The 11,754-nt window shown below is 67.0% G+C and carries 12 protein-coding genes and 2 pseudogenes; 6 read left to right on the forward strand and 8 right to left on the reverse strand.

What is annotated here, in order from left to right; genetic code table 11:
- The 3 genes and pseudogenes from U9978_RS23035 to U9978_RS23045 form a co-directional block, all read right to left on the reverse strand.
- Positions 1-221, reverse strand: a pseudogene (locus U9978_RS23035) (hypothetical protein); the annotation flags it as partial.
- A 9-nt stretch (positions 222-230) separates the two neighbouring features.
- A pseudogene (locus U9978_RS23040) lies at positions 231-493 on the reverse strand (hypothetical protein); the annotation flags it as partial.
- 18 nt (positions 494-511) lie between these two features.
- Complete coding sequence (locus U9978_RS23045) at positions 512-1,024, reverse strand: VOC family protein (RefSeq protein WP_322763242.1); 513 nt, start codon at positions 1,022-1,024, stop codon at positions 512-514.
- A 56-nt stretch (positions 1,025-1,080) separates the two neighbouring features.
- Here U9978_RS23045 and U9978_RS23050 point away from each other — a divergent pair, with 56 nt between their 5' ends.
- Positions 1,081-1,722 (forward strand): helix-turn-helix domain-containing protein, encoded by a 642-nt coding sequence (locus U9978_RS23050; RefSeq protein ID WP_322763243.1) that lies wholly within the window; start codon positions 1,081-1,083, stop codon positions 1,720-1,722.
- Between the two features lie 408 nt (positions 1,723-2,130).
- Here the strand turns inward: U9978_RS23050 and U9978_RS23055 are convergent, their stop codons facing one another.
- The 4 genes from U9978_RS23055 to U9978_RS23070 form a co-directional block, all read right to left on the reverse strand.
- Positions 2,131-2,814, reverse strand: a complete 684-nt coding sequence (locus U9978_RS23055) for a DUF4276 family protein (RefSeq protein ID WP_322763244.1) — start codon at positions 2,812-2,814, stop codon at positions 2,131-2,133.
- Between the two features lie 5 nt (positions 2,815-2,819).
- The gene (locus tag U9978_RS23060) at positions 2,820-3,908 is read right to left on the reverse strand and encodes an AAA family ATPase (RefSeq protein WP_322763245.1); all 1,089 of its coding nucleotides are present in this window, start codon (positions 3,906-3,908) and stop codon (positions 2,820-2,822) included.
- A 273-nt stretch (positions 3,909-4,181) separates the two neighbouring features.
- Positions 4,182-4,550, reverse strand: coding sequence for a hypothetical protein (locus U9978_RS23065; protein ID WP_322763246.1), 369 nt, complete (start codon positions 4,548-4,550; stop codon positions 4,182-4,184).
- 452 nt (positions 4,551-5,002) lie between these two features.
- Positions 5,003-5,764, reverse strand: a complete 762-nt coding sequence (locus U9978_RS23070; RefSeq protein WP_322763247.1) for an alpha/beta hydrolase — start codon at positions 5,762-5,764, stop codon at positions 5,003-5,005.
- 372 nt (positions 5,765-6,136) lie between these two features.
- Between U9978_RS23070 and U9978_RS23075 the strand changes: the two genes are divergently transcribed.
- Positions 6,137-6,292: a hypothetical protein gene (locus U9978_RS23075; protein WP_322763248.1), complete on the forward strand. Its 156-nt coding sequence runs from the start codon at positions 6,137-6,139 to the stop codon at positions 6,290-6,292.
- Positions 6,293-6,495: 203 nt separating this feature from the next.
- Here the strand turns inward: U9978_RS23075 and U9978_RS23080 are convergent, their stop codons facing one another.
- Complete coding sequence (locus tag U9978_RS23080; protein ID WP_322763249.1) at positions 6,496-7,089, reverse strand: TetR/AcrR family transcriptional regulator; 594 nt, start codon at positions 7,087-7,089, stop codon at positions 6,496-6,498.
- A 122-nt stretch (positions 7,090-7,211) separates the two neighbouring features.
- On the opposite strand from U9978_RS23080, the gene U9978_RS23085 reads away from it, so the two are divergent.
- From U9978_RS23085 to U9978_RS23100, 4 genes are all read left to right on the forward strand, one after another.
- Positions 7,212-8,144, forward strand: coding sequence for an alpha/beta hydrolase (locus U9978_RS23085; RefSeq protein WP_322763250.1), 933 nt, complete (start codon positions 7,212-7,214; stop codon positions 8,142-8,144).
- 226 nt (positions 8,145-8,370) lie between these two features.
- The gene (locus tag U9978_RS23090) at positions 8,371-8,955 is read left to right on the forward strand and encodes a TnsA-like heteromeric transposase endonuclease subunit (protein ID WP_322763253.1); all 585 of its coding nucleotides are present in this window, start codon (positions 8,371-8,373) and stop codon (positions 8,953-8,955) included.
- The gene (locus U9978_RS23095) at positions 8,952-9,164 is read left to right on the forward strand and encodes a hypothetical protein (RefSeq protein ID WP_322763251.1); all 213 of its coding nucleotides are present in this window, start codon (positions 8,952-8,954) and stop codon (positions 9,162-9,164) included. The genes U9978_RS23090 and U9978_RS23095 overlap by 4 nt, the downstream gene beginning before the upstream one ends.
- 438 nt (positions 9,165-9,602) lie before the next feature.
- Positions 9,603-11,754: NB-ARC domain-containing protein (locus U9978_RS23100; protein ID WP_322763252.1), on the forward strand; the 2,152-nt coding region annotated here is incomplete at its 3' end.

Here is an 11,754-nt window from a genome sequence, read left to right on the forward strand (position 1 = left end):
GTCGGTGGAGCGGCACTGGTCTGGGAAACGCTGCCGGGCACCGTGGTCGCCGGGTTGGCAACCGGTCCCGGCGGTGGTGTACTGCTGGACCCGCCGAGGACACCGAGCTGGAAGAGAACGGCGAGCAGGCCGCCGATCGCGGTGAGCAAGGCGGCGATACCGGTAAGCGCGCCGAGCGCGGTTTGCCAGAAGCCTCTGGCCCGGGGCGGCTGGTCACTCATCGTCGTCCTTCAGGTGAGCACGGAGTTGGCTGACGCATGGTACAAAACTTCCACCGCCCCTCTGATCCGAGCCCTCTGGATCAGACAACGGACGGTGACGAAAGCGGCGGCCAGATAGAGGTAGAAATAGACGATCGCGCCGTTCTTCTCGGTGCAGCGGCGAAGCTTGCGGTAGCCGTTCATCCGCGCGTGGGTGCGTTCGCATACCCGGCGTGTGCCGATCTGGATCGCGGCCGGAATGCCCTTTGGGTGATCTCACCGGCCAGGCCGTGGGTAGCGCGGTGCCCGATTCATGGGAGGTTTCCCGACGCTGTGGGCCGTTCGGGCGTGAGCCGTGCGGTGCGGTCGCCGGTGTTGGGTGGATGGACTGGCCGGCCGTAGCCGGGCTTGTCGGAGTGGTCGATGCCGTGGGCGGCCCAGCTGTATATGTGGAGTTCGAGGCCGTCGGGGTCGTTGAAGACCAGCAGCCAGCCGACGGATGCCTCGATTACCGGTGAATGCCGGATGCCCAGCGTGTCGAGGTGGGCGGCCCACGCCTGGATGTCGGGGTGGTCGTTGACGGCGAAACTGACCGGATCGAAGCCCCGGCAGCCTTCGGCGGCCTTCGGATTGAACCGGAACGTGAGCTGGGTGACGCCGAGGCCGGGCGCCTCGCCGGCAACGCCACGGACGATGCCGTCGGCCTCGGCGAACTCCATGAGCACTCGAAAGTCGAAGACCTTCGTGTACCAATCGACGGATCGGGCCAGGTCGGTGACCGGGATCTTCACATGGTGGATGCCGGCCAACGGCGGGCGGGTCATGAAGCCTCCAACTTGAGCGCAGTATCACTGCGGCAAATATGGGTATGGTGCTTCCCATGACAGGCCCCGTCAAGAGGGCGTACCGATCCGAGAAACGGACGGCATCGGCGGCGGCGACCCGCGCCCGCATCCGGGAGGCCGCCACCCGCCTGTTCGTGGAACGGGGCTACGCCGCCACGACTATGCGTGCGGTCGCCACGGCGGCCGGGGTCGGCGAGCGCACCCTCTACGACGCCTTCCCCACCAAGGCTGCACTGTTCTCACATACTCTCGGCGTCGCCACCGTCGGCGACGAGGAGCCGGTGCGCGTCGCTGGCCGTCCAGAGATCACCGCTGCGCGCGAGCAGGCCGATCCCCGGGCCGCGCTCGCGCACCACGTAACCTACGCCGCGGCGCTACTGGAACGCGCCGGATACCTGATCATGGTCAGTGTCGAGGCCGCAGGCACCGATCCGGACATGCGGGCGGCGGCCGACGCCGGCGCCACCGCCACTCATCAGGTGCACCTCACCCTCACCGAGACGTTGCACGCCCGCGGCGCCCTGCGCGACGGCCTTGACCCCGCCACCGCCGCCGACGTCCTCTACGCCCTCTGCTCGCCGCACACCCACCAACTCCTACGCCGCCACCGCGGCTGGAGCGTCGAGCAGTACCGCACCTGGCTGGAAAATGCGATCGTCCGCGAGCTGATCGGCTGACCATCGCAGTGGCTACGTATGTGAGAGTCGGCACCATTTGTGGTGAAAATGGGTGCCGGTCTGGTGGGGTCGGGATCAGCGCGTGGGTGTCGAGACCGAACACCTCGATCATCCGCCGGGTCGGCTCATCCGCCGGGTCTGCGCCGCCTCCCTCTCTGCCAAGCTGGGCGACGTCTACCCGGTCCATCATGTCCCAGAACCGGCGGTGGTCCAGCGCGGCTGCCGGGATCGCCACGACCGTGAGGTCGAAAACCTCACGAAGACCGATCATGTACAAATGGGTTGACTCCCTCCGCCCGCCTCCTCCAGCTGCCAGGCGATCCACCACGAGGGCGCAGGGGCGCCGCAGGCCAGCCGGGCTGCCCGACGACGCCGATGCTGGACGTCCGCGCTGACACCAGCAGCCGGTCAGAGCTTGGGTCCGGTGTCCTCCACAAGCGCCTCGATACGTCGGAGCCAGGCGTCGGCGTGGGGGCACTGCCTGCGCAGGGCCGCGAGGCCGAGGTCTGCAATCGCCAACGGCCCCTCGAACACCTTGTTGAACGCCGGGTGAAGAGCCAGGAGTCGTCTGGAAGGGGCGGTCTCCCGGCCGTCGTTCACCTGCTCGGGCCCGCCGTGGCCGTTGACGATTTTTCTGATCTGCTCGGTGAGACGGCGGTTCCCGACAAGGTCGCCGAGCGGGCCCGCGGCGGCGAGGACCCAGGTCTCCAGCTCGTGTAAGACGAGATGGGCGATGAACCGCGGGTCGCCAATCACCTCTTCGATCGCCTGCTCGGCGGCCGCTATCCGACTGAACGGGTCGGCGCCGAGGTGACGTCCCGACATGCCCGGGGTATCTTCGGGCAACCCGTAGTAGTCGATCATTGTGGTGGCGATGTTGATGGTCGGGTCCCGCAGGACTCGACGGATCTCCGCCTCGATGCGAGCCCAGCTACTGACGCCGCCACGGAACGCGGGGCCGCCGACAGTCGGTTTCGTGACCAGGACGGACTTGCGAACGTGGAAGCCGGCCTGTTCGAGGTGTGGCTGCAGGACGGAGTCGATGACCACGAACTCGCTCTGGCCCTCGGCGAGAAGGTAGAGCGAGCGCACGGGGGTCAGTCGTCTTCCCGGGCGGGCAGGCCGCCGAGGATGTTCTTCTGCCACAGCTCGCCCAGCGAGTAGTCATTCAGCCAGGCCGCGAGACCGGCCGGGTCGGGGCGGCGGAAGGTGGAGGCGCCGTCCGCTCGGTCGACGATGATGATGTCGCCGAGGTCGACGTGGTCGACGAGGGGGACGGACTGGGTGGCCACGACGATCTGGCTGGTCTGGCTGGCGGAGCGCATCATGCCGGCGAGCTGGACCAAGGCGAACGGGTGCAGGCCGAGTTCCGGCTCGTCCAGGATGACCAGCGGCTGTGGGTCGGGACGCAGCAGCAGCGCGGCCAGGCAGATGAAGCGCAGGGTGCCGTCGGACAGCGACTCGGGGCCGAAGACCCCGTCCATACCGGCCTGCCGCCAGCGCAGCCGGACACCGGCATGTTCCCCCACCAGCACAAAGTCCCGGAAGAACGGCGCAACCTGCCCGACGGCCCGGACGATCCGCCGGTAGGCCGCGGTGTCCTCGGTTGCCAGGCGTAGCAGGTAGGCCGCGAGGTTCCCCGCGTCGGGGGCGAGGGTGAGGTTGTCCGCCGGGTCGGCGAATCGTTTCACCGGTGCGGTTCGGCTGGTGTCGTGGAAGTGGTACACCCGGCAGCCGTCCAGGATCTCTGCCACCCGGCCCGCTGTCGCCCGTTCGGCCTGGCCGCCAGTCTTCCGGTGCAGCAGTGTCTCCCTGTGCCCGTGGCCCAGCGACACCGTCCCTGCGGGCCCGGAGATTTCCTCCGTTTCAAAGACGAGCTCATCGCGTGCGCTGGGGACCAGTCGGGCCAGGTAGGAGTGTGGCGGCGCTTCCACCCGGATCGTGATCTCCAACGTTGCGCCCCGCGGGCCGCCGTGCAACAGTGCCCCGGCGCCGCCGCGCAGCCCGACGAACAGTTGCAGGTCCTCGTCGAGGATCCGTCCCAGCAGCTCCAGCGCGGAGATGAAGTTGCTCTTGCCTGCCCCGTTCGGGCCGATCAGGACGTTCAGCCCGCCCAGTCGGACCCGTGCCGAGCGGATTGAGGTGTACCCCTCGACCGTCACCGCCGCAAGGCGACCTGCCGTCATGCGATCACTCTACGGCGGGCAGTGCCGCGGGCAGTGTCTGGCGCCTGCTTCGCCTCCACCCACACCAGACCCAGGCGATCAGTACGGCGACCGTGCGGAGGGCGAACGGCCTGCATCGGGGCCGGCCGGGGAGTGGAACGTGTGCCGTTCACCGTCCTGCTCCCGCAGAACGATCTCGCAGGACAGGATGACCGGTGGTGGGGTAATGGTTCGAGTCGCCCCTTGGACACTCGCCTCCAGACGTCCTGCGTGCTTCGCACCAGGTCGTCTCGTTTATGTCTGCCCGGGGCCGAGCCCCCGGACCTCCACGGTGCGTTCTCGTGCTGCGCGAATTTCGGCCTTGTCGTCGGGGTCGGCGTCGCGGAGGGCTTGGCGCAGATCGTCGAACCGTGTGATGAGGGTCTTGATCTCTTCTTCGGTCAGGCGTCGGTGGGGACGGGGCGGGTCGGCGGCCAGCAGGGTGGCGGCGGCGGTGCGCCGGGCTTGGATCTCGGTGGTCCAGGTGGCGACCATGGTGGGGTCGGCGCCTGCTTCCAGGGCGGCCCGGTAGCGTCCCAGTTTCTGATCGCATTCGGTGATCTCGCGGCGGGCGGCGGCGTGGCGTGGGTTCTCGGTGGGCTGGTCGGGTTGGGCGTGGGTCATTGCCTGGATGGTCTGGCTGACGTGGTGGGGTGCGAAGCGATCATCAACGCGCCTACACGACTTCGCGGATTAAAGCTCAGTAGTGGGTCGCCCGATGGGCAGTCCGACAGGCGCGCGGACGGGCCGCCGAACAGGTTTGTAGGGATCGCAGGTAGATGAGCAGTCGGCTTTGTATTTGAGCACTACATGAGCAGCGGGGTACGAGCTGTTTGAGCAGTTACCCGCAGTGGCGGTGTCGACATGTGCTCTCGGCGTGGCTTCTCGTGGTGCTGCTGGGAGTTCAGCCTGCGCGGGACGTTACGCGTGCCGTTTCCACCGATCCGTACCCCGCGCAGCCCGGCGGGTCCGCCACGTGGACGACGTCGGGCTCGTAGCCTTGGCCGGCGCGGGCCGCGCCGTGAGGCAGCAGGCGGAGCCTGGCCAGGGCATTGCGCCCTGGCCAGGCCGGCCCGCTACGCGACCGTTGTTGAGGCGGTGCCGCCGACGAGGTGGCGAGCGAAGAAGCGTTCGTCGCTGTCCATTTCGAACCTGGGTAGGTCGACGTGGCGGCCGGAGTTGGCGTGCAGCGTTTTCTCGGGGGAGGCGATGGCGTCGAACAGCGCGAGGCCGGCCGCGCGCGGCACGATCTCGTCGTCCCACTGGAACAGGAACTGCACCGGGATGGTGATGCGGGCCGCGGCGTCGGTGAGGGTGTCGTAGCCGACGAGACCGAAGACAGCGGCGGTGATCCTGGGTTCGGTGGCGACGAACGGCATACCGATCATGCTGCCCAGCGACACGCCCCAGTACCCGACGGGTCCGCCCGCTCCGACCCCGTCGAGGTTCTGGAGGGCGTCCAGGGTGGCCTGCCACTCGGGAACGGCCTGGGTGGCACGGGTGGCGTTGTCCTCGGCGATTAGCGCGCCGACGGGTTCACCGGCCGCCATCCGTTGGCGTAGTTGGGCGGTGAACCGCTCGTCGTACGCGGTTCGTGGCCGGTCGCCGTGCCCGGGCGCGTCGATCGCTGCTGCCGCGAAACCGAAATGTGCCGCGTAGCGGTGGGCCCGGGCCGCCACCCCTGGGGCGTTCTTGTGCTGACCGCCTCCGTGGCCGAGCAGCATCAGGGGGCGAGGGCCGGTGGTATCGGCCGGGGACCAGAGCACACCGGGGATGCCGTCAACGGTGAACAGACGTTCCGAGACGCCGGACGAGGTCGTCTCTGAGGTGAAGTACATAGGTGCGTTGCCTTTCGGGATGCCTGGGGGCGCTCCCGACGGCCACCTATGTGAGATGAACCGCCCCGCAGCGAGAGGGGAGCACCCAGCCGAATACAGCGGTAATGGGTCTCACCTCCTCAGGCCGGTTCGCGGACACGGTGACGCTACCAGACATGGTGCGACCCGCGCGGGTGTGTGCCCAGCGCCGCGCGGGCGAGTCTCGCGCCGCGAGTCACTCGTTGAACGGCCGCGGTGCCGTCAAACTCCACCGGTCCACGGCGGGAGCCGTGCGGAGCGTGGTCCTCGTGTGACCTTGGTCCGGTGGTGGGAGTGTCGCGATCGGCCGACAAGGTGGGCATCTGGAAGCCTCGTCGTCCGTGAGGTGACGACGTGCCAGTTGAAGATCCTTTTGATCGGAACGCCCATTTCCCCGAGCCGGTCATGTCGCTGCGCCCGGTCGACGGCGGCGAGGTGTGTCGGCCGCTGCGGCTGGTGCAGGCCCGCGAGGTGGTGGCCGCGAGTCCGTGGCGCGCGACGCGCAGATAGGCGCGAACTCCCAGGAGCGACTGCTCATTTTCGAGCGGTCCCTACCCGGGTTGTTAAACAGGTTTGTAGGGATCGCGGATAGATGAGCAGTCGGCCTCGTATGTGAGCAGTACATGAGCAGCGGGCCACGAGTTTTTTGAGCAGTCACCTTCGGTGATGTAGACGGATCGGGGACCACCGCGAACGCCGTACCGGCAAGGGGGTCAGGTGAAGATCCGGTCAAGGTGGTGGTCGAGCAGGGCTTGCGCTGCTTGGGGTGTGTACAGGCCAATGAGAAGTGGGCCGACCAGGCCGTGGGCGAGCCAGAACAAGGATGCGGCCTCCTGCTCGGCGTCGAGGTCTGGGCGCATGTGGCCGCTGCGCTGGGCAGCGCGCAGTTGCGCCGTTGTGGCGTCGAGCAGTCCCCGCAGGCCTTGGCGCAGCGCCTCGGCGTAGGCGGGGGTGACGACGGCTCGGGAGTAGAACGCGACGGATATGCCTGCTTCGGCCCGGCTGTCCTCGCTGGTGGGCAGCAGCTCGCCCAGCACGGCGCGGGCAACGTCGCGAGGGGTGGCCTCGGGCAGGTGCGCGAGACGCGCCTGCAGACGGCCGGCGACGCGGTCCCGCATGTGGTCGAGCGCGAACAGCAGCATCTCCTCCTTCGTGCGGAAGTAGTGCTGGACCATCCCCATCGACACCCCGGCCTCGGCCGCGACGTCGCGCAGACTGACTGCCTCGACGCCACGGCTGGCAGTCACCCGGAACACCGCCTCCGCGATGCTGCGACGCCGCTCGAGCGGGTCCACCCGCTTCGGCATCGACACCTCCTATTGCAATGCGGACGCATTGCAATAGCGTCCGTCCACCCTTAGCATGTCAACTGCATTGCCAAAGTGCCAGCCGGCCATCCCAGAGCCACCTCACAGGAGCGGAGACGCCCGTGACCATCTCCTTTGCCCGCAACGGCGAGGTGTGCATTGCCTACGAGACGTTCGGACGGTCCGACGGGGAGCCGCTGCTGCTGGTCATGGGCTTGACGTTTCAGATGATCTGGTGGCCGGACGAGTTCTGCCGGGAGCTCGCGGAGCGGGGGTTCGCCGTTGCGCGCTTCGACAACCGCGACGCGGGACTGTCGACCCACTTCACCGCCCCGCCTCGCACGACCGTCCGGACGCTGCTGGGGCGCGGAGGTGGTCCGGCCTACCGGACGGACGACATGGTCGATGACGCGGTCGCCGTCATGGACGCCCTGGGCTGGGACTCCGCCCATCTGCTCGGTGAGTCGCTGGGTGCGACGCTTGCCCAGATGGTGGCGATCCGGCATCCATCCCGCGTCCGCAGCCTCGTCTCCGCGATGGCCGGCGGGACCGGCGGCGCGATCAGCAACCTACGCAACCTAAAGGTCGGCACATTGCTGCGGTTGGCCCGCAAACGGTACGACGACACCCGGGAAGGCGGCGTGCAACGGTTGGCGGACACCTATCTGATCATGTGCTCGCGGCGACACCCGATCGACGACGCCTGGGTACGCGCAACCGCCGAGGAGTCCTGGGACCGCGACCACGACCCGGGCGCGACCCACCGTCAACTCGCCGCAGCCCGCACCGGCGGCGACCTCCGGGCTCAGCTACGGCGGCTGCGGGTGCCTACCCTGGTGATCCACGGCCAGGATGACCCATGGATTCGCATCCGTGCCGCCCACACCCTCGCCGGAACGATTCCCACAGCCCGGCTGATCACCTACCCCGATATGGGACACGAGTTCCCCCAACATCTGTGGGCCACCATCGCCAGCGACGTATGGGACGCGACGCAATCGGCGGCGTCCGCGTCAACCCCCGAACAGCGGCAGGGAAACACGCTCCGTAGATAGCCTCGATAGACCTTGCGGAAGCGGGCGCGGAGAACGGCCGAGTGACCACAGCACCCGAAGTTTCGGCCTGCCAACAAACGCGCCGAGCACGGCGACCGGCGATTGTCGTGCGATCTCTACCTGACGGCGGCGGCGTGGTCTCGATGTGGCTTGCCCCGGGTGCTGCTGGGTGTCGCGGCAGGCGGCGACCGGCTGCTGGCTTGCCTCGCCCTCAGTGAGGTGACCGATTTGTCGATCGACGCAGCATGAGACGGTCCAGGGGACGCACGTCATCTATGAGAGCAGGCTGGAGTTGGCGTGGCTGCTACTTGCCGACTTCGACCCGGACGTGGTCGCCGTCGCCGCCCAGCCGTTCGGGCTGAAGACCAGCATCGGCGGTCGGTTGCGGCGCCATGTGCCGGACTTCCTGCCGGTCCACGCCGACGGGTCGGCGGGCGTGGTGAACGTGAAGCCAGCAGGCAAGCTGGCCGATCCTGACGTGGTTGAGGCACTGGACTGGCCGCGGCGGCTAATCGAGAACCATGGCTGGCAGTACCAGGTGTGGAACGGAGACGATCCGGTCTACCTGGCGAACGTGCGGTTCCTCGCGGGTTATCGGCGGCCCGGTCTGCTGGCCGAGGAGCTGGTGGATGAGGTGTTGGACGCGGTCCGTCCCGGCGACTGCGTCAGTGCGGTGACCAGCCGGGTCAGCGCGGCTCGTCCTTCCCTCGTGGTCAAGGCGGCGGTGCTGCGGCTGCTGTGGCAACGTCGGCTAACAACGGATCTGCGTCGTCGGCTGGACGGCGCAAGTCCACTGGAGACCGCACCGTGACCGGCGGCGGCCAGGTGAGTGTCACGGTCGGCATCCAGTTGGCCTACGACAGGCAGTTGTGGGAAGTCAGCGAGCTGGCCGGGGCGAGCGTGCTGTTGGCGACCTCGCTGGGGACCGTCCGGCAGGTGGGAACAAGCCATCTGCTCGCACACCCCAGCACCCGGCTGCTCGAAACCGAGGAGGGTCAACCCACAACTTCAACATCATGATGTCTCAAAAGGCTTGACAGGTTCCGGGACAGCGCGCCCGAACCGGCCAGGAACCCCGGCTTGTGGGTGCGGGCGCGCTGAGTGGGTTGGGTGCCCCTGACCCCGTCGACGGTGCGCCACGGTTAGGCCGATGGTGATCACCGATCTCCGAGCGAGGAGGCCAGAGTCGGCACGTCGCATCCTGGCGCATCCCCGCGAGCAAGCCCCGATGAGGTAGTGCCCAAACTCTCCCACATTGCCTCGCGGGCGAGCCGGGTGATGCCGGCCGTCATGGACAAGTGCGGCCCGGTTCTGTCGACATAGCCAATCCGCCGCATTGCCTCCACGCGGTGCAGCCTGTCGGTAGTGTGAGGAGCTATGGGCAGTAGGAGACGGTCGTGGCGGGTTTTCCTGAGTCACACCAGCGAGTTGCGTCGGCTCCCAGCGGCTGGGTCGTTTGTGGCCGCAGCAGAGTCGGCGGTTCATCGTTGCCAGGACGCACCTGTGGATATGGATTATTTTGTTGCGAAAGACTGGTCGCCGGCGCAGGTTTGCCAACATGCTGTTGCAAATTGCGACGTGTATGTGGGGATAATTGGGTTCCGCTACGGCTCCCCGGTTCGGGATCAACCCGGGGTGTCCTATACCGAATTGGAATTCGATACGGCCACCGAGCGGGGGCTACCTCGACTAGTTTTTTTACTCGACGAGCAACGTACTGAGGGCACTCGTGGCTTGCTACATGACGACAGCGACCATGCGGAGCGCCAAGACCAGTTCCGTCGCCGGCTGGCCGACTCTGGGCTGACGGTCCAGCAGGTTGCTAGCCCTGCCGAACTGGAGACCGCGCTGGTCGCGGCATTGAGTGCATTGCATGCCGAGCAGACCGTGCAGATGAGTGCGACCGATACCGAGGTGCTACGCTCGGTTCCGGAGAAAACTCGGCGGTGGGTTGAACGCCCGGAGTTGGAAAGACATTTGGTGGAGTTGCTATGCACACCTCGTAAACCCCCGGTTGGATTGACTGTGGCGTTGCGGGGGGCTGGTGGGTTTGGGAAGACGGCGCTGGCAATACAGATATGCAGGAATCCAGAGGTGCGGGCATGGTTTGATGACCAGATCTGGTGGGTGGTCGTCGGAGAGGAGGCCACCGGCCCAGACCTTGCCGTGAAGATCAATAATCTGGTGGAGGTGATATCCGGACAGCGGGTGACGTTCACCGACGCCGAGCAGACAGGCCGGCATTTGGGTCGGTTGTTGGAGGAGAATGGTCGGCGTGGACTGCTGGTGGTCGACGACGTCTGGACTGCCGGTCAGTTGATCCCGTTCCTGCCCGGGGGAGCAAAATGTGTACGGCTGGTGACAAGCCGTTTCCTTCAGGTGCTGCCGGCAGGAACCGATGTGGTGGCGGTTGACGGGCTTCCGGATAGGCAAGCTGCTGAGCTACTGGCGTCCGGTCTGGGGGCGCAGGCCGCGGGGGTGGTGCGGCCACTGCTTTCGGGGGCTGGGGGTTGGCCGATCAAACTGTCGCTGGTGAATAGCCAGCTACGGGAATTGGTGGTGCATGGCGGTCGTACGGTCGACGCTGCGGTTACCGAGCTGGCCGGTCAGCCGGAATCGGCTGTCCAACCAATGGTGGATCCGGGGACCGCTGCGATCCAGGGTCATTTCTTAGGTGACACTCTGACAACGACGTTGGGATTGCTTGCCGGCCGAGGGCAGGGCTGGGACGAACGGTTCGTAGAGTTGGCAATCTTTCCCGATGATGTGGCTGTCCCGTTGGTAACGGTGGCCAGGTACTGGCAGGCGACCAGCGGACTGACTACAGCCGAGTCTCGATGGCTATGCGAGACGTTGGCTGAGCTGGAAATGGTCAGCATTGAGAAAGGTGATGCTGGCCGGGAATGTCTGAGGCTGCATGATGTGATCCGCGCAGATCTGCACCAACGGGCTGCGAATGGGCTGGCCGATTTGCAGCGTCAGTTCCTCGATGCCTTTCGTGAGTATGTTGATACTGACGAAGAGGGGGTCAGCCGGTGGTGGGAGCTGGCGGCGGACGAGCCGTACCTGTGGTCGTATCTGACTTACCATCTCGCTGCTGCTGATACGGGTGCCGGCGGTCCGCAGGACGGGGAGTTGGACCGGCTGCTGGGCGATCTGCGTTGGGCGGTAGCCCGGCTTCAACAGTCAGGTCCGGCGGCCTTGGATGTCGATCTAGCCCGTTCGACCAGTCCAGTGGTACGTCGGTTGCGCGCCCGGTGTGCCCAGGCCGGGCATCTACTCATTCCTCTGGAACCTGCTCATGCCGTGGCGGTGACGTTACTGAGCCGCCTCGATGGAGATGAGATGCTCGCTGCTGTCGTCGAGCGGTACCGCGTTGCCGCTGGATTCGCGCAGCTGGTCCCGATCTGGCCGCTGCCCGACCACGATCCCGCGCTGGAGCGTGATCTGGCGGGTTATACCGGCAGGGTGAGCGGGGTGGCGGTGGCACCAGATGGCAGCTGGTTGGCCAGCGCTGACAGCGACGGGACGGTGTGGCTGTGGGACCTCGGGGATGGAAGTCCGCGGGCTGTCTTGACCGGCCATACCGGTGGGGTGCATGCGGTGGCCG

It is taken from the genome of Protofrankia sp. Cr2 (assembly GCF_963555885.1).
In the GTDB taxonomy this organism is placed as follows: Bacteria; Actinomycetota; Actinomycetes; order Frankiales; family Frankiaceae; genus Protofrankia.

What these genes read in the sequence shown, in the direction of transcription:
- U9978_RS23045 (WP_322763242.1), bottom strand. Translation starts at nt 1,024, where the DNA reads ATGACCCGCCCGCCGTTGGCCGGCATCCACCATGTGAAGATCCCGGTC.
- U9978_RS23050 (WP_322763243.1), top strand. Translation starts at nt 1,081, where the DNA reads ATGACAGGCCCCGTCAAGAGGGCGTACCGATCCGAGAAACGGACGGCA.
- U9978_RS23080 (WP_322763249.1), bottom strand. Translation starts at nt 7,089, where the DNA reads ATGCCGAAGCGGGTGGACCCGCTCGAGCGGCGTCGCAGCATCGCGGAG.
- U9978_RS23060 (WP_322763245.1), bottom strand. Translation starts at nt 3,908, where the DNA reads ATGACGGCAGGTCGCCTTGCGGCGGTGACGGTCGAGGGGTACACCTCA.
- U9978_RS23065 (WP_322763246.1), bottom strand. Translation starts at nt 4,550, where the DNA reads ATGACCCACGCCCAACCCGACCAGCCCACCGAGAACCCACGCCACGCC.
- U9978_RS23070 (WP_322763247.1), bottom strand. Translation starts at nt 5,764, where the DNA reads ATGTACTTCACCTCAGAGACGACCTCGTCCGGCGTCTCGGAACGTCTG.